Consider the following 19,199-nt stretch of genomic DNA (forward strand, 5'->3'; position numbering starts at 1 on the left):
ATGAAAGAAACATATGAGTTAGATATTTTAAATGATAAGAAGTTGGCTATTCGATTAAATATTTATGGCTTATTTGTGGTCATTGCAAGTTATCTCATCTTTGCGTTTTATGTTTCAATATTTGATGGTTCAGAATTTGTAGTAAATTTCTATAATTTTCTAGATATTATTTTATTATTTATAGGATTTCTTATAGTTCATGAACTGATTCACGGTTTGTTCTTTAAAGTGTTTAAGCCTGAACGCCCAGTGAAGTATGGGTTTGTATCCGGCATGTTGTATACTACGAGTCCGGGATCGCTCTATTCGAGAATGAAGTTTAACATTATTATTATAGCGCCATTCTTAGTCTTAACTACACTACTGCTTATTTTGTATCATTTAAATGTTATAACTCCTGAGATTTTTAAAGTAGTTGGTACGTTTCATACTGGCGGTTGCACAGGCGACTTTTATATGATCATGTTAATTTTAAGGAAGTGTTCGAAGGAAGGATTTGTTGAGGATACCGCGAAAGGGTTAAAGATATATGAGCGTGAATAAGCTAATAAAAAATACCAACTAACACGATGGTTAGTTGGTATTTTAAATATAACTAATTATCTCTTTTTGCTAAGCATTTTAACAATTAGTGACACTAAGAAAATTAAAATTAGTGAACCGATTAATGCTGGGATAATGTGAATGCCGCCAAATTCTGGACCGAAACCGCCCATTAATTTGCCGCCTAAAATAGAACCAAGGATACCAGCGATGATGTTACCGATGATACCGCCTGGGATATCTTTACCAAGAATCATGCCGGCTAACCAACCGATAAGGCCGCCAACAATTAACATAATAATAATACCCATATATATCATGCTCCTTTTGTATATTTCAAGCACTTCCAATATTCCACCATATCCAATTAATAAACATAAAATATGAAGAAAATGTAAATATTTGTTATGGTGTAAGGATAAACGCTTTTAAATAAAAAAATTTATTTAAACGTATTAAGTATTGACGTACAAAACTAAGTGTATTATAATTTAAATAAAGTAACAAATTTAATTTTGTACTTATACCTAAAATTACAGAATCTACTAAAACAAGGCAATATGCCGTGTTTATCTCGTCAATTGTATTGGCGAGATTTTTTTTATAATTTTTTAAGGGGTTGAAATTATGGGACAAGATTACATATTAGGTTTGGATATAGGTATAACTTCTGTCGGATATGGTTTAATTGATTATCATGATAAATCTGTTATTGATGCAGGTGTGCGCTTATTTAAGGAAGCCAATGTAGAAAATAATGAGGGGCGTCGTTCTAAACGTGGATCCAGAAGATTACAACGTAGACGTAAGCACCGCTTAGCTCGAACTAGGAATCTATTAGAATCTTATCAACTTAATCCTTTTCCAAAATGTGAAAAGAACCCTTATGAAATCCGTGTAAAAGGCTTGAAAGAAGTGCTAACTTCAGACGAATTAAGTGCTGCGCTACTTCACCTAGCTAAACGTCGTGGAATTGATAATGTTCACGTGACGGATACTGAATCAGATAGTTCAGATAATGGCTTATCAACTAAAGAACAACTAGCGAAGAATCAGAAAGCTCTTGAAAGTCGTTATGTTTGTGAACTTCAACTTGAACGATTATTAAATGATAATAAAGTACGTGGTGCTAATAATCGCTTTAAAACTCAAGATTTTGTTCGTGAAGCAAAACAAATTCTTTCTATTCAGAAAGATCATCACAACCTAGACCAAGTATTTATTGATAAATATATCTCTCTTTTAGAAACAAGACGCGAATACTATGAAGGCCCTGGTAAAGGTAGTCCGTACGGTTGGGATGGCGACATTAAGAAATGGTATGAACTTCTTATGGGGCGTTGTACTTACTTCCCTGAATCATTGCGCAGTGTGAAATATGCTTACAGTGCAGACTTATTTAACGCTCTTAATGATTTAAACAACCTTGTTATTGTGAGGGATGAAAATGATAAGCTAACGTATCCAGAAAAATATCATATCGTTGAGAATGTTTTTAAACAAAGGAAAAAGCCAACGCTTAAACAAATAGCTAAAGAGATTGACGTCGCACCAGAAGATATTCGAGGCTATCGTGTGACAGCTTCTGGAACGCCAGTCTTTACGTCGTTTAAACTTTATCATGATATTAAATCCGTTACATCTAACGATAAAGTGTTAGAAGATACAGAGCTTTTGGACGCGATTGCTGAAGTATTAACGATATATCAATCTCCTATTGAAGTCCAAGAAAAACTTGAGAGTTTGAATGTTATTTTAACGAAAGAAGAAATCGAGGGAATTTCTAAATTAACTGGTTACACTGGTACACATGCACTTTCTTTAAAAGCCATTCAAATCGTTATCGATGAATTATGGGAAACGAACGACAACCAAATGACAATCTTTACTCGTTTAAATATGAAACCTCAAAAAGTTGATTTAGCAAAAGCGAATAAAATCCCTACATCATTAGTGGAAGACTTCATCATTTCACCAGTTGCTAAGCGCGCATTCATTCAGTCTATTAAAGTAATAAATGCTGTAATTAAAAATATGGTTTGCCTAAAGATATAATTATTGAGCTTGCACGTGAGAAAAACTCTGATGAGGAAAGAAAAATTATTCGAGACGTTCAAAAACGTAATCAGCAAACACGTGACCTAGTAGATAAAGTCATTAAAGAAACTGGTAAAACTAAAGCTAAAGGTATGGTTGAAAAGCTTATATTACACGATAAGCAAGAAGGTAAATGTTTATATTCATTAAAGAGTATTCCATTAGAAGACTTGCTTAATAATCCGCATCATTATGAAGTAGACCATATCATTCCACGCTCAGTGTCTTATGATAACTCTATGAACAATAAAGTTTTAGTGCTTCAGGAAGAAAATTCTAAGAAGAGTAATCAAACGCCGTTCCAGTACTTTAATTCTAGTAACACGCATATTACTTTTAAACAATTTAAACAACATGTTTTAAATCTTAGTAAAACTAAAGATCGCATCACGAAGAAGAAGAAAGAGTATCTATTAGAGGAACGAGATATTAATAAATTTAGTGTTCAAAAGGAATTTATTAACCGTAACTTAGTTGATACGCGTTATGCCACAAGAGAGTTAATGACGTTATTACGCGCTTACTTTTCTGCTAATGAACTCGACGTTAAAGTTAAGGCCATTAACGGTGGATTTACAAGTTATCTAAGAAAGCGTTGGGATTTCAAGAAAGATCGTAATGCAGGTTATAAACATCATGCTGAAGATGCTTTAATTATTGCGAATGTTGATTTTATTTTTAAACAGCTTAAAGCACTTGATAACGCGAAGAAAGTAATGGAAGGTCGTAAGGTTCAAGTTGAAAAAGACAATGTCGAAGATAATGAACATTATGAATCATTGTTTAGAGAACCTGATCAAATTAAAGAGATCAAGTTGTATGATAACTATAAATTCTCTCACCGAGTTGATAAAAAGCCGAATCGAGAGCTTATTAATGATACGATTTACTCTACTCGTAAAGTTGACAATAAAACCTATACAATCCAAACAGTTAATAACATCTATGATAAGCAAAATGATCAATTAAAGAAATTGTTTAATAAGTCACCTGAAAAGTTCTTAATGTATAAACATGATCCTAAAACTTTTGATAAATTAGCTACCATTATGAAGCAATATAAGAATGAGAAGAATCCATTATATAAATTTCATGATGAAACAGGCGAGTATCTGACTAAATATGCTAAAAAAGATAATGGACCAATTGTAAAGTCGCTGAAATATATTGGAAAGCAAGTAAATGCACATCTAGACATTACAAATGATTATGAAAATTCTAATAACAAAGTTGTTAAATTATCTCTTAAACCTTTCCGATTCGATGTTTATTTAGATGACGGAAAATATAAATTTGTTACAGTGAAATATCTAGATATTATTAAGAAGGATACTTATTATGTCATTGACGAAGAGAAATACAAACTTGCATTGCAACAAAAGAAAATTAGTGAAAATGCTAAGTTTATAGGAAGTTTTTATAATAATGACTTAATTAAAATTAATGGTGAGTTGCTACGTGTAATTGGTGTAAACGATGATGCTAAAAATACGTTAGAACTTAATATGATTGATATATCGTACCGTGATTATGTAGAAAATATGAATTTAGCAACAACTCCTAGAATTAGAAAAAATATCGGTAAATCTATCACAATATTAGAGAAGTACACTACTGATATACTCGGTAACACTTTTAAAATATCTTCACCTGAAAAACCTCAATTTATCTTTAAGGTTAGGGATTAATTATGGCTTGGCGAATCGTTTATGCTTCTGAAGTCGATCGCTTAGCACTAAGTATGAATAATTTAAAAATAGTTAAAGGTGATTTAGAAGTTAAGGTTCCCTTACGCGATATTTTTGCACTTATAATTGAGGATTTAACAGTAAGTATAACAGCTAGACTTCTCGTAGAATTATCTGATTATAATGTTTTAGTTATCTTTTGTAACCAGCAACACTTACCGGAATGCCAATTGCAACCTATAAATGGTCATTTTACACAATATCATCAAATGAAAGAACAACTTTCATGGCCACAAAATCGTAAAGATGAATTATGGTATTACATTATTGAACGTAAAATCAGTAATCAAATTGAGTGTATGAGGAAGTTGAAAATAGAATCTGAGCGGATTATTAAAATGCGTCAAATTTTATCACAATTATCAATTAAAGATGAGTTTAATATCGAAGGACAGGCTGCAAAATATTATTTTAATTCATTCTTTAAAAACTATAAACGAGATCGTGATGATTTAATAGAGAATATGGTGCTTAATTATGGTTATACAGTCCTTAACGCGGCGATTGCCAGAACAATCGTCGCGAAAGGATTAATACCAGCTATTGGGATTCATCATATCGGTGGACGTAATCATTTTAATTTGACATCTGATATTATTGAAGTATTTAGACCTTTGGTTGATTTATATCTATTGCAACATCCTCCTGAAGAAGGTTTTATGACGAAGTCGTATCGTTTAGAACTCGTAAACTTAATGCATGCACGTATTTTAATAGACGGTAAAAATCAAACAGTGATTCAAGCAATAGAAATCATGGTTCAGTCCATAATCGAATTCTTTAGATCTGGTAAGTATGAAACATTGAAAATGCCAAGTCTAAAGAAAGTATCATTTTATGAGTTATAGATTCATGAGAGTATTAATCATGTTTGATTTACCTGTAGAAACGAAATACGATGTGCGCATTTATAATAAATTTCGAAAGCACTTAATTCAAGAGGGCTTCTTAATGATGCAATATTCTATTTATATTAAAAGTTGCATTAATAAAGATGCAGCCAATAGTAGCATTAATTCTGTTAAGCGTATGTTGCCACCAAATGGTCATGTTCGGGCTCTCATGATTACTGAGAAACAATATGAAAAGATGCAAATTTTATTGGGACATGAGGACGAGAATATTAAAATACTAAATGATAATAGAACATTGTTATTCTAAGGCAGGTGTAGCAATGAAACAAATATGGCAAATAAGATCAAGCCAACTTAATCATGTAACATTAAACCTAGGTGAGTATACCTCTATTTATAATGAGAATGAGACTAATGAGGAATTGATATTAAGCCTTATTTATCAATATTTTCAGCCACGTAATCGAAACAAAGATGTGTTGATTAAAGAATTAATCGAAGATGTAGAGGTATCAAGTAAATCTCACGTTGCTTTCATGATAAGTCATAATGACATTGAGCAAGAACACCAACTTGCGGCCTCGAGCATTTTAAATAAAAAGTTACAATATGACATGAATCAAAATATCGAAGTAAGCGGCTATATTAATTCCATAAACGTATTAATGGAAGATTTGCTTGAAGAAGTTAAAAGAAAATTACCTCTTAAAGTTAAGCCATTTGATATTAAACAATTCATTAAGCAATTAAATTTTGAATATGAATTAGAAGCAGATTACTCAAGGTTGATTGTTAGGTTGAAACAATTATTGCCATTGTTAGTTGAGCAAATGAACAACCTATCAAATAACAAAGGGCTACTGATTTATCTTTACCCTGAAGCGAATTTAAGCATTAAAGAACGATTGATCTTCAGGGAAGTACTGAATGACTTACCAATTAAAATCATTGTGCTAACACAATCTCGCTATTTTCTAGCAGACTCTATTGATGGATTAAATTATTTACGTAATTCTAAGCAAATGATTACAGTCGATTTTATAGAAAATTGTTATTGGGAAGCACCATTGAATTTTAAGAGGGAAGATATAGTAGTTAGTTTGAAAAATGTTTTTGATCAATATAGTCACTGTTTTGAAATTCATCCAACTATAACGAATTATCACCTGGGTGATATAATGGTATTCAAAGATATAGATATCTATGTAATTGTACGATTTCTTAGATTCTGTAAATTAGATTACATTTTAGATATTGATGATACTAAAATTAGTGAACCACTGGCATTATATTTAGGTTTAAGTACAAGTTAATTGATTTACTAGAGGTTTTAGTACTCTGTAATTTTAGGTATAAGTGATTCAAATGACAACGAATAACAAACTTATCGACAGTTTTAGTACTCTGTAATTTTAGGTATAAGTGATTCGGCATCCGGTTTCTTAACCTTAATAGATGCGTTTTAGTACTCTGTAATTTTAGGTATAAGTGATTCTGTAACTGGTCAAACAACTGGTTATTCTGGTTTTAGTACTCTGTAATTTTAGGTATAAGTGATTCAAACACACACTATTAATTTTTTAGATGGCGTTTTAGTACTCTGTATTTTTAGGTATAAGTGATTCTGGGAAGATTGCACGACTCTATTTGAGCATGTTTTAGTACTCTATAATTTTAGGTATAAGTGATTCATTGATGTTGCGTAAGTAACTAACCACGTCGTTTTAGTACTCTGTAATTTTAGGTATAAGTTCAAGATACTGACTTCAAAAATTTCTTCAATGAAACTCAGTATTCAAATTTTAAATCACTTCATAGCGAGATTGAGGATCTATCCTTAATTCTCGCTTTTTTATTCCCCTAAAACACTTAGGAACCATTTTCAACGAGTTGGGCAAAATGTACCAAAAACCCCACTAAATTTAATAAAATACTTTTTGTTAAAAGTAATCAGGAAACTTAAGCATCCACAAACACAAAAATTTACACGGGGGTTCTAAATGAAAACTTTTGCTTTTAAACGAATTGTATCTTTAACGCTTGCGACAGGGCTATCTTTCACGACGTTCGCATACTCAGCTCATGCGGACGAAACGGTTCCGGAAGCACCTATTAAAGAAGGCTCAAATTACTCAAATCAATTTAATCCAAGTGCAGTACCTGAAGACGCGCAGTTAAGCGACCTTTCATCTAAAGAGAAAGCCAAAGCTCAGGCAGATGATTCTTCTCATAAAAACAAATATCCAGTAGTCTTTCTGCACGGATTCGGCGTATTTACGGAAGCACATATGCCAAATGGCATGAAGCACTGGGGTGGCGAGAAGTATCACATGATGGAGGACCTTAAAGCCAATGATTACGAAGTTTATGAAGCGAATGTAAGTTCGTTTGCGAGTAATCACGATCGTGCTGTCGAGCTTTATTACTATTTAAAAGGCGGTCAGGTTGACTATGGTGCTGCGCATGCTAAGAAATATGGTCACGAGCGCTATGGCAAAACTTACGAAGGTGTAAAGAAGAATTGGAAACCTGGTCAAAAGGTTCACTTAGTTGGACATAGTATGGGTGGTCAAACGTTAAGATTATTGGAAGAGTACTTAAGAAATGGTGATCCTGAAGAAAGGGCTTTTCAAAAAGAGCACGGCGGTCACATCAGCCCACTTTATACAGGAAATAAAGATGGTATGATATCTTCAATTACGACGATCGCAACACCTCACAAAGGTACGCATGCATCGGACGATTTCGGCAACAAAGAAACGATTAAGCGTATTCTTTATGAAGTCGCAAAACTTGAAGGACACCGCGGTTCTAAGATTGATTTCGGTCTTAAGCAATGGGGGCTTGAACAACGTGAAGGTGAGTCTTACATTGAGTATTCAAAACGTGTTGAAAAGAGTAAACTTTGGACGAGTAACGATACTGGTCTCTATGATTTAACACGTGAGGGTGCCGAAAAACTTAATGAAAAAACTTCAGTCAATCCTAATGTTTATTACAAGACGTATCGTGGCGAAGCAGTGCACAAGGGTCCTACGGGTAAACAAGTACCTAATCCATACATGCACTTAATCCACCGAGGTACAGGTTCTTTAATCGGTGGTGTTGAAGATGAAAAGTGGTGTGTAAACGATGGAATGGTCTCTGAATATTCGGCTGACTATCCAACGAACGAGCAGCACGTCAATGTTAAGAAAGGTGACGCACCTCAGAAGGGTATCTGGCAAGTAATGCCGATCATGCACGACTTTGACCATACTGACTTTACTGGTCAGGACGCATTAGATATCCATCGAACACCTGAAGAATTAAAAGGGTTTTACCATGACATAATTGATTATTTAATTTCTACCGAAGATACAAAATAGCACACTTTAAGGGAGTAAACGTCTAAAGCGTTTGCTTCCTTTTTTAATGTGTAAAACCTAGTTTAAGAAAAAGAATTTTTATTCACTTTAAATTTATATTTATTCAATATTAAAGCATAGGTAAAATTTGTTAAGATTGTTAAGTATTAACTTAACGTAAGTATCACGACGTTTGTGTAAATGTTTTTTTAACTTATAATTTATATATTTATTCATTTATCCGCTTTTATTCTTTTGTATGTAATTTGCATTGGAATTGTATTTTAGTTAATGTTCTTAATGGCTAATAGAGAGAAATTTGAAAACTGAATCTGCGTCATGTTTCAAGCGAAAAAATATTCGATGAGGGGTGTCTAAATTGCAAAAACGCAAGATTATGGACTGGACGACCTTCATAGGAACTGTAATCGTATTATTAATCGCAGTACTACCGATGATGATTTTTCCTAAAGCAAGTCAAGACGTCATCACGGGCATTAATGATATGATTTCAAGTTCTTTGGGGTCTGTCTATTTATTTCTAGGTTTAGCAATATTTTGCTTTGTGCTATACATTGCTTTTGGTAAATATGGAAACGTCACACTAGGTAAAGCAAGTGACAAGCCGGAATTTGGTAATTTCAGTTGGGCAGCGATGTTATTCTGCGCTGGAATTGGCTCTGACATTCTATACTGGGGTGTTATTGAGTGGGCGTATTACTACCAAGACCCACCATACGGCGCGAAAGGCATGACTGACCAAGCGTTAGAATACGCGACAATGTATGGTATGTTCCACTGGGGACCTATTGCCTGGGCAATATACGTTCTACCTGCCTTACCAATCGGTTACTTAGTTTTCGTTAAGAAGAAACCGGTTTATAAGATCAGCCAAGCGTGTCGCCCTATTTTAAAAGGCCAGACAGATAAATTACTCGGTAAAATCGTGGATATCTTATTTATCTTCGGTCTACTCGGCGGTGCCGCTACATCACTTGCATTAGGTGTACCAATGATTGCGGCTGGTATTGAACGCTTAACGGGCATTGACGGCGAGAACATGTTCGTTCGAAGTATTATCTTACTTACAATCACAGTCATCTTCGCAGTCAGCTCGTACACAGGACTTAAGAAAGGGATTCAGAAGCTAAGTGACGTGAACGTATGGTTATCGTTCTTACTACTCGCGTTCGTCTTTATCGTCGGACCAACTGTATTCCTAATGGAAACGACCGTTACAGGTTTGGGTAACATGCTTAAGAACTTCTTCCACATGGCAACATGGTTAGAACCATTTGGTGGTATCGATGGTCGTAAAGAAACGAACTTCCCACAACAATGGACGATTTTCTACTGGTCATGGTGGATCGTGTACGCACCGTTTATCGGGCTATTCATCGCTCGAATTTCTAAAGGCCGTACGCTTAAAGAGGTTGTACTAGGTACGTTACTATACGGTACGTTAGGTTGCGTATTATTTTTCGGTATCTTTGGTAACTATGCAGTTTACCTACAAATCACAAATGAATTCAATGTGATCGAATTCTTAAATTCACATGGTACTGAGGCTACAATTATTGAAGTTATGCATCACTTACCGTTCTCAAACTTAATTATTGTCTTATTCTTAATTTCAGCATTCTTATTCTTAGCGACAACATTCGACTCAGGTTCATACATTCTAGCGTCAGCTTCTCAAAAGAAAGTCATTGGCGAACCAATCCGTGAGAACCGTTTATTCTGGGCATTCGCGTTATGCTTACTACCGTTCTCACTGATGCTAGTTGGCGGCGAACGTGCGTTAGACGTCCTTAAGACAGCGTCCATCCTCGCAAGTGTGCCGTTAATCGTCATCTTCATCATGATGATGATTTCATTCATCTCCACACTGTCACGCGACCGTATCAAACTCGAGAAGCGCGCCGACAAACTCAAAGAAGTCGAACGCAGATCACTCAGCATCACACAAGTGAGCGAACCAAAGCAAGACGACAATCTATAAATCATTTAAATAAGGCAGCACGTCACTTAGGCGTGCTGTTCTTTTTTTATCCCAATTTTCCTGTCTCTTTTTTTCCTCTTTTTGATTCCCTTTCTGAAAAGCCCTTTAGTTATACGGCCCCGTTACGCGAAAGAAAATAAAAACAATCGCATAAGGCGTCCGTTACGCGAAAGAAATTCGAAACAATCGCATAAGGGCCCCGTTACGCGAAAGAAAATAAAAACAATCGCATAACGAGTACTAATACAACAAAACCTAACGTCATTACAGCCCCCGTAAACACCCCGACCCGTACCTCTAAATAAACTCTTAGCCTTCATATTAAATAATTCATGAAATTGTTTAAATTTGGAATATATTACCAATGTTTTAAATTCTGTGAGAAGCGTAAACAATAAAGGAGAGGAATTTTACACAATTCTAGAATTATGTATTGTCCTAAGTTCGCGCAAGCACGCGTGATTTTTCAGTTGAGAGGAAGCATTACCCCCAAAATTCCATAACGATCTCAACGTGGCTTTTCCAAATTAAAATAAAAGAAAGTACAGACACACGACTCACTCTAAACCAACTTAGGCAGATTGACATTGTTTTTAGAATTGTGCTACGATAACTTTGTGAAATTCGTTAAATAAACATTTAACAAACTTAACGGAGGTATTTTGATGGAACTTGTAAAGAACTTAGAACGTCGTCAGTTTATCGATGGCGAATGGGTTGATAGTGCGAACGGTGCGACACGCGAAATCATCAATCCTTATAACCAAGAAGTAATCATGGAAGTAGCTGAAGGTACGAAGGAAGATTCTGAACGTGCAATTTTAGCTGCTCGACGCGCTTTTGAAGAAGGCACTTATAAAAATGAAACAAGTGAAGTCAGAGGTCAAAAAGTACGTGCAATTGCGGATAAAATTTTAGAACATAAAGAAGAATTAGCGAAGTTAGAAACGCTTGATACTGGTAAGACGTTAGAAGAATCACGCGCTGATATGGAAGATATTTCAAATGTATTTATGTATTTCGCAGGTTTAGCGGATAAAGATGGTGGCGAAGTAATCGATTCACCGATCCCTAATACGCAATCTAAAGTCGTTAAAGAACCGGTTGGTGTCGTTATACAAATCACACCTTGGAACTACCCATTACTACAAGCTTCATGGAAAATTGGTCCAGCGCTTGCGACAGGTTGTTCACTTGTTATGAAACCAAGTGAAATTACACCGCTTACGACAATTCGCGTATTTGAATTAATGGAAGAGGTTGGTTTCCCTAAAGGTGTTATCAACTTAGTATTAGGTAAAGGTTCTGAAGTTGGAGATGTCTTATCATCTCACAAAGACGTTGACTTAGTGTCATTTACTGGTGGTATTCAAACTGGTAAGCACATTATGAAACAAACTGCCGATCACGTGACGAACATTGCGTTAGAACTTGGCGGTAAGAACCCTAACATTATTTTCGACGATGCGGACTTTGAACTTGCTGTTGACCAAGCACTTAACGGTGCCTTTTTCCATGCAGGTCAAGTTTGCTCAGCAGGCTCACGTATCTTAGTACACAATGATATTAAAGATGAATTTGAAAAGGCGTTAATCGACCGTGCTAAGAAAATCAAGCTAGGTAATGGCTTTGACGAAGATACTGAATGCGGTCCGGTTATCTCTGAAGCACACCGTGACAAGATTGAAAAGTATATGGAAATTGCGAAAGAAGAAGGCGTTACAATCGCTACAGGTGGTAAGCGTCCTGAACGTGAAGACCTACAAGACGGTTTCTTCTTTGAACCAACAGTTATCACAGACTGCAATACGACGCAGCGCATTGTACAAGAAGAAGTCTTTGGTCCGGTTGTAACTGTAGAGGGCTTTTCAAGTGAGGAAGAAGCAATCGAGCTTGCGAACGATTCTATCTACGGTTTAGCGGGCGCTATCTTTACAAAAGACATCGGCAAAGCTGAACGCATGGCAACGAAGCTTAAAATGGGAACTGTTTGGATTAACGACTTCCACCCATACTTCGCACAAGCGCCATGGGGTGGCTATAAGCAATCAGGTATTGGCCGTGAACTCGGTAAAGAAGGTTTAGAAGAGTATTTAACATCAAAACACATCTTAACGAACTTAAATCCAGAGCCTGTAAATTGGTTCAGTAAATAAATTTCTTGTAACACATGAAACGATATACAAATAGGAGGGTTTCATCACATGTCAAAAAAATATGATTATATTATCATCGGCGGCGGTAGTGCCGGTTCAGTGCTCGGTAGCCGCTTAACAGAAGATAAAGATAAAGAAGTACTTGTATTAGAAGCAGGGCGTAGTGACTATTTCTGGGATTTATTTATTCAAATGCCAGCAGCTTTAATGTATCCATCAGGTAATCCGTTCTATGACTGGATTTATCAAACGAACGAAGAACCACATATGGGCGGCCGTAAGATCGGTCACGCGCGTGGTAAAGTGCTAGGTGGTTCTAGTTCAATCAACGGTATGATTTACCAACGTGGTAACCCACTCGATTACGAAGGTTGGGGCGAGCCTGAAGGTATGGACACTTGGGACTATGCACATTGTCTCCCTTACTTTAAACGTCTTGAAAAGACCTTTGGTGCTACGAAAGATGATAAGTTCCGCGGTCACCATGGTCCAATTAAGTTACGCCGTGGTCCAGCGAAGAACCCATTATTCAATGCCTTTTTCGAAGCGGGTGTTCAAGCAGGTTACAACAGAACGCCTGACGTAAACGGTTTCCGTCAAGAAGGTTTCGGACCGTTCGACAGCCAAGTACACCGCGGTCGTCGTGTATCAGCTTCAAGAGCTTACTTACACCCAGCTATGAAGCGTAAAAACTTATCAGTTGAGACACGTGCTTTCGTTACAAGCTTAGAATTCGAAGGCAACCGTGTAACTGGTGTTACGTATAAGAAGAACGGCAAGAAACACACTGTAGACGCTGATGAAGTCATCTTATCAGGTGGTGCGTTCAATACGCCGCAACTATTACAATTATCAGGTATTGGTGATTCAGAACACTTACGTTCATTAGGTATCGAACCTCGTATCCACTTACCAGGTGTTGGTGAGAACTTCGAGGACCACTTAGAAGTGTACATCCAACATGCTTGTAAGCAGCCAGTTTCTATGCAACCAAGTCTTGATAAACTTAAGATGCCGTTAATCGGTTTAAACTGGATCTTCAGACGTAAAGGTGCCGCAGCATCTAACCACTTCGAAGGTGGCGGCTTCGTACGTTCTAACGACGACGTTGACTATCCAAACTTAATGTTCCACTTCTTACCGTTAGCCGTACGTTACGACGGTCAGAAGGCGAAGACATCTCATGGTTACCAAGTTCACGTTGGTCCAATGTACTCAAACTCTCGTGGTAGCCTTAAGATCAAGTCTAAGGATCCTTTTGAAAAGCCAGACTTCGTATTTAACTATTTATCTACAGAAGAAGATAAGCGTGAGTGGACTGAAGCAATCCGTGTAGCACGTCATATCTTATCTCAGCCAGCTATGGATCCATTTAACGCAGGTGAAATTTCACCAGGACCATCTGTTCAAACAGATGAAGAAATTTTAGACTGGGTACGTAAAGATGCGGAAACAGCACTTCACCCATCTTGTAGTGCGAAGATGGGACCTAAAACAGACCCAATGGCTGTAGTTGACCCATTAACGATGAAAGTACATGGCATGGAGAACCTACGCGTTGTAGACGCTTCAGCAATGCCACGTACTACAAACGGTAACATCCACTCACCAGTATTAATGCTTGCTGAGAAAGCTGCAGACATCATCCGCGGTAAGAAACCGTTAGAACCTGAATACGTTGATTACTACGTACACGGCAAGCACGATAAAGACGCTGGTACAGTAGGTCCATTTAAATAAGAATTTTAGGTAGAGCGACTTCTTTCGGGAAGTCGCTTTTTTTGTGGTATTGGTGGTGTACGGGGATGGTAGTGGTGAATTTGGCTTATGCTTATAGAGCAGGTCGTACTGTTTAGATGGTGAAACTTGATAGTGGATTCGTCATCACGTCTCAGGGCGTTTCAAACTTGATGGCGGAAACCTCATCAAGTCTCAAGGCCGTTCAAACTTGATGAGCGAACTCTAATCAAGTCTCAAGGCGTTTCAAACTTGATGGCGGGAACCTCATCAAGTCTCAAGCACCGCGAGTTACCTATCATACCGTAACCACCATCGAAAAATACCACACCAACCTAAAAACCCCTGTTTTCCACAACGGAAACAGGGGTTTCATCTCATTATTTCTTCTCTTCAATAATTTCTTTGATATCTTTATACATGATAGGTCCCATTGATTTAGCATATGTGTTAGATATATGACCTTTATCAAAGTAAACGATGACATTACCGATTACTGGTTTAAATTTACCATCTTCCTTAAAGTACTTCGTGTAATCAACAAAGTGTACGTTATCTGGAATATCAGGATTTCCTTTCCATTCTTGTTCGTGTTCTAGCTGTGGCTTTTGGTTCATAGCCTCAATGGTTTTCTGTTCACCAAGCTTTTCAAGATGGTTTGGAATACTAAACTTGTAACGTGGCGTATCTCGTGTCGCCATCACATCGATGTCGTGTTCTTTAAATTTCTTGAAGTAATCGATAAAGCCTTTAGGGACTTCTTTTTCATGCGTAATGGTACCTAAAGTCACAACGAGGTCAGGGTCGATTTCTATAATTTTCTTCATAGCTTTATCTCGCCATGGTGCACAACCTGGGTCGTCGTCTTGTTCGGAACTTAAGCGACAACCTGATTTTGTTATAGACAGTATTCGGTAGTTGTGCTTTTTACCAAGTTCTTGAAGTGCACCGAGATAATGCGTCGTATGAGATGCACCACTTAAGACAATCGTTTTCTTGTAATTCTCAGTTTCTCCATATTCACCGACTTTTAAGTCGCTCTTCTTTAATTTCGTATCATAACCATCTTTATATGCGTCGGCAGTGTCCTCTTTGGCTTTTGCAAAAGAAGGAATTGGCTTCTCATCAGATTTCTTAAAGTCCTTTTCAAGAGCCATGGCACCAGGATGCGATGAGTTGATTTCTGAAGATGCTTTGTTCATGGCATAAGTGCGAACGCCTAACACGCTAATCGTAAGCGCGCTCACGATAAACATCGGGATAAGACGCTTGAAGATAGAGGGTGTTTGTTTACAATTACGAACCGGTGACTCGATAAAGCGTGTCATGAGATAACTTAGCAGGATTGACACTAAGATAATTGCGATACCCTGTAAGATGCCTACCTTAGTTGAGATGTTGTATCTATAAAAGGACAGGATTACCCAATGCCATAAGTAAATTCCGAATGAAATGCCGCCTAATTTAATCATTGGGCGTGAACCTAAGAATTTCTCTACGCCTAAATTCGTAGGATTGTTACCAGCAATCATAATGAATATTGCGCTGACCATAGGCCATAAAGCGATGTAACCAGGGAACATCGTCGATACATTGAATAACATGCCCGTAATAATTAGCATGATTAGGCCTAACCAACCAATAATGACAGATAACCAACTCGGTAATTTAAACTTCGAGATATTCATGCACAGTAAGCCGCCGAGTGCGAATTCCCATACGCGAGCTGCGACATTAAAGTACGCAAATGGTTGGTTGACGATTGTTTGATACACAGAAAAACTAAATGAAGTGATAAACAATATACCTAAAACGATGTTAATCAGCTTCGTTAAGTTCACTTTTCGCGAAGATTTGGCAAGGATAATCATGCCTGAAAATAGTAAGAACCAAATGATATAGAATTGTCCTTGAATAGACATCGCCCAGAAATGCTCAACAGGCGTCTTCATTTGATCTTGTGCTAAGTAATCCGTGTTTGAAAAGGCCAATTGCCAGTTTTCAAAGTAAAAGAGTGATGCAATAATTTCCTTTATCGTTTGAACGAGTATCGACTCAGGTAAGAAGAGAAAACTTAGGATACTCACGATAAATAAAATCGTTAGTACACTTGGTAAGAGTCGCTTCATCAAATTTCTAAAGTAAGGCCACGCTTTTAATTCGCCTTGTTTATTTAATTTAGAAATAATGGAAGTCGTGATGAGGAAGCCAGATATTACGAAGAAAACATCAACGCCTCCAGACACCTTGTTAAACCAAATGTGATAGATTGCTACAAGCAATGCCGCTACAATTCGTAAACCCTCGATTTCAGGTCTAAAGCGACGTTCTACATCAATGTTGAAATCGTGCTTCATGGTAATTGCCTCCGTATTTAATAAGTATGTATTATAATAATTAATAATTGTTTATTTAAGATGTACTATATATTAATATAACATATTAAATATTGGGAGTTTTATTTTTAGTTAAGTTTTTAGATTTTCTAATATTTAGAAAGTTTAAGGTATTGAGTTTGTATTCTTTTTACATGGGATAAATGAACTTTTTCGAGAGGCCTTTTTGAAAATGGGGGTATACGGCCGCTTACAGCGTTTAGGAAATAATAACTGATAAAAGGGGAGATATTTTAAGCTTCAATATTGCGCGCTCTGTTAAATGAGATATGAAACTTGATGAGCGAACTCTAATCAAGTCTCAGGGCGTTTGAAACTTGATGAGCGAACCGTAATCACGTCTCAAGCCCGTTCAAACTTGATGACGGAATCCTAATCAAGTCTCAGGTCGTTTCAAACTTGATGACGAAATCCTAATCACGTCTCAAGCCCGTTCAAACTTGATGGTGAAATTCTAATCAAGTCTCAAGCCCTACGAGTTACCTATAATGCCGCAACTGCGATCGAAAAATACCACCGCCCGAGGCATAAGATCTATCAATCCACCGAAACCATTGTCACCACGCCCCTTAAAGCCACGACCACCACCTCCACCCAAACAAAGAAAAACTGGTTTACCCGCATCGGATAAACCAGTTTCTTCTATAATATATACGATTTAAAGACGACCTAGCTTTTTCGCAAGCTTATAAACAGTAGGTTGAATAGGCTTAATAAAGTCGCCGATATATTCTTCAACATGCGCATTAAAGCCTTTCTTAAACTGTTGCACACCGTAATCTTCAGCATCATCACTAAAGTCACCAGTGATACCGTAGAAGTTATAACGGTCGATACCATGATCCTTCGCAAACTTAATCATTTCCCACTGTAAGCGGTACGCGCCCATGAAGCGGTTAAACTCAGGGTTTGAGCCACTTGATAAATAATAGACTTCATGGTCATTATAAATGTATAACGCTGATGCAAGATTTAACACATCACCATGTTCCGCCTTAAGCGCTTCAGTTTGGTCAATTTTTTTCTTACTACTATTAACTTGTTGCTCAAGCTGTTTCGCTTTATTTTTTTGCTTTTTAGAATTTGAATTCTCTTTTAAGGCTTCGTTAACTTCATTAAGCTCAGAAGTTAAGTCATCATGTTTTTTATTAAGTTCGTCTAAGTATTCATTTAAGTCTACATACGCAAGCTTTAACATTGCGTTTTCTTCGTATATATTTTGCATAATGTAGAAATAATCTTTTTCCTTAAACTTAAAGCCGTGACGCTCCTCAGCCATTCTAAATAATTTAAAGAATGTATCCGTATCTTCAATCGGTAACGTCTTCACTTTAACGCCCATTTCGTACGTTTTCTTGATATTACGGCGTGTTTGATAGTCCATTTCTTTTAATAATTGATCCTCGGACTTGCCTTTTAAATCAAGAACAGAGAGCCATCTAATTTGACTCGTAGACGAATAACCAACCGTGTAACCTTGGTGTTTGTAGCCTAGCTTTTCAAGTGTGCGCATCCAAGCACGGTTATCAAATGACTCAATAATCTCGCCCTCAGTATTGCGATAATTCTCAAGCTCATATGGATCTACAAGCACAAATAAAGCATTTAAGCGTTTTAAATACGCCGTTAACTCCTTGAAGAAGAACTCAACAAGTGGTATATTCGTGTAATCCATAACCGGACCGCGGTGCGTGTAGAAGTAACGATACACCTTAAGCGCTGGCGCCTCCGTTAAAAGGCAAGCCGCTAAAACATTGCCGTCATCGTCCTTAACACCAACAAGGTGAACATCGTTTTGATACTTTCTACGATAGTTATAGTGTTTAACAAGTTGCGTATAGTGTGAAAAATGTTCCGACGTAAAACGTTCGAACTCTTCACGTGATATATTCACAAATTGCATAAATTTACCTCTTTTCGCTAACGTATTTACATTCTCATATCTAATTAATTTTAAAAAATTCATCATAATATAATTGCTCAAATTTATCGTTTTAATATGTATGAAAAGCAATTATCGTATAACAACGACTATTGTTCCATTTAGTAATTTTATAGCAATAACGATAAAAAAACAACAAATTCAGTTACCACTGAGATAAGGTTTACGAATAATATTAATGAAAAAGTAATTTTTTGTAAATTTAGTATTGATTTCTATGAAGTTTATTGGTATATTATTAATTGTCTTGTTCATGGAGGGATACTCAAGTCTGGCTTAAGAGGATTAATATTTTATATTAATTAGGAGCTTATGCTCGCGTTGGTTCAAATCCTTCTCCCTCCGCTAATAGATACATACCGACCCTAGTTTTGATA

11 protein-coding genes, 1 tRNA gene, 1 pseudogene and 1 CRISPR repeat array are annotated in these 19,199 nt (G+C 36.6%); of the genes and pseudogenes, 10 read left to right on the forward strand and 3 right to left on the reverse strand.

What is annotated here, in order from left to right:
• Nucleotides 1-543: a DUF3267 domain-containing protein gene (locus ACF3N8_RS02885; protein ID WP_392450209.1), complete on the forward strand. Its 543-nt coding sequence runs from the start codon at nucleotides 1-3 to the stop codon at nucleotides 541-543.
• A 56-nt stretch (nucleotides 544-599) separates the two neighbouring features.
• Here ACF3N8_RS02885 and ACF3N8_RS02890 read toward each other — a convergent pair whose 3' ends face one another.
• A complete protein-coding gene (locus ACF3N8_RS02890) occupies nucleotides 600-854 on the reverse strand; it encodes a GlsB/YeaQ/YmgE family stress response membrane protein (protein WP_009382364.1) in 255 nt (84 codons plus the stop codon).
• Between the two features lie 316 nt (nucleotides 855-1,170).
• Here ACF3N8_RS02890 and cas9 point away from each other — a divergent pair.
• The 8 genes and pseudogenes from cas9 (at nucleotide 1,171) to betA (ending at nucleotide 14,487) form a co-directional block, all read left to right on the forward strand.
• Nucleotides 1,171-4,328 (forward strand): annotated as a pseudogene (cas9, locus tag ACF3N8_RS02895) (type II CRISPR RNA-guided endonuclease Cas9).
• A 2-nt stretch (nucleotides 4,329-4,330) separates the two neighbouring features.
• The gene (gene cas1 / locus ACF3N8_RS02900) at nucleotides 4,331-5,236 is read left to right on the forward strand and encodes a type II CRISPR-associated endonuclease Cas1 (RefSeq protein WP_392450211.1); all 906 of its coding nucleotides are present in this window, start codon (nucleotides 4,331-4,333) and stop codon (nucleotides 5,234-5,236) included.
• A 4-nt stretch (nucleotides 5,237-5,240) separates the two neighbouring features.
• Nucleotides 5,241-5,549, forward strand: coding sequence for a CRISPR-associated endonuclease Cas2 (gene cas2 / locus ACF3N8_RS02905; protein ID WP_009382352.1), 309 nt, complete (start codon nucleotides 5,241-5,243; stop codon nucleotides 5,547-5,549).
• A gap of 13 nt (nucleotides 5,550-5,562) precedes the next feature.
• The gene (locus tag ACF3N8_RS02910) at nucleotides 5,563-6,555 is read left to right on the forward strand and encodes a hypothetical protein (protein ID WP_235044490.1); all 993 of its coding nucleotides are present in this window, start codon (nucleotides 5,563-5,565) and stop codon (nucleotides 6,553-6,555) included.
• 14 nt (nucleotides 6,556-6,569) lie between these two features.
• A CRISPR array of direct repeats spans nucleotides 6,570-6,999; the repeat unit is 36 nt; unit sequence GTTTTAGTACTCTGTAATTTTAGGTATAAGTGATTC.
• A 243-nt stretch (nucleotides 7,000-7,242) separates the two neighbouring features.
• Nucleotides 7,243-8,610 (forward strand): YSIRK-targeted triacylglycerol lipase, encoded by a 1,368-nt coding sequence (lip, locus tag ACF3N8_RS02915; protein WP_392450212.1) that lies wholly within the window; start codon nucleotides 7,243-7,245, stop codon nucleotides 8,608-8,610.
• 358 nt (nucleotides 8,611-8,968) lie between these two features.
• The gene (locus ACF3N8_RS02920) at nucleotides 8,969-10,591 is read left to right on the forward strand and encodes a BCCT family transporter (RefSeq protein ID WP_009382349.1); all 1,623 of its coding nucleotides are present in this window, start codon (nucleotides 8,969-8,971) and stop codon (nucleotides 10,589-10,591) included.
• Nucleotides 10,592-11,256: 665 nt separating this feature from the next.
• Nucleotides 11,257-12,747 carry a betaine-aldehyde dehydrogenase gene (betB, locus tag ACF3N8_RS02925; RefSeq protein ID WP_009382347.1) on the forward strand — a complete coding sequence of 497 codons (1,491 nt, stop codon included), beginning with the start codon at nucleotides 11,257-11,259 and terminating at the stop codon, nucleotides 12,745-12,747.
• Nucleotides 12,748-12,795: 48 nt separating this feature from the next.
• Nucleotides 12,796-14,487: a choline dehydrogenase gene (betA, locus tag ACF3N8_RS02930; protein WP_009382345.1), complete on the forward strand. Its 1,692-nt coding sequence runs from the start codon at nucleotides 12,796-12,798 to the stop codon at nucleotides 14,485-14,487.
• Nucleotides 14,488-14,864: 377 nt separating this feature from the next.
• On the opposite strand, the gene ACF3N8_RS02935 is transcribed toward betA, so the two are convergent.
• On the reverse strand, nucleotides 14,865-16,841 hold the full coding sequence (locus tag ACF3N8_RS02935) for an acyltransferase family protein (protein ID WP_009382343.1): 1,977 nt from the start codon (nucleotides 16,839-16,841) through the stop codon (nucleotides 14,865-14,867).
• A gap of 697 nt (nucleotides 16,842-17,538) precedes the next feature.
• On the reverse strand, nucleotides 17,539-18,783 hold the full coding sequence (locus tag ACF3N8_RS02940; protein WP_009382341.1) for an aminoacyltransferase: 1,245 nt from the start codon (nucleotides 18,781-18,783) through the stop codon (nucleotides 17,539-17,541).
• A 294-nt stretch (nucleotides 18,784-19,077) separates the two neighbouring features.
• On the opposite strand from ACF3N8_RS02940, the gene ACF3N8_RS02945 reads away from it, so the two are divergent.
• A tRNA-Lys gene (locus ACF3N8_RS02945) sits at nucleotides 19,078-19,167 on the forward strand.
• The last annotated feature ends 32 nt before the right edge of the window (nucleotides 19,168-19,199 follow it).

Origin of the sequence: Staphylococcus massiliensis, assembly GCF_043186315.1 — a bacterium.
Lineage (GTDB): Bacteria > Bacillota > Bacilli > Staphylococcales > Staphylococcaceae > Staphylococcus > Staphylococcus massiliensis.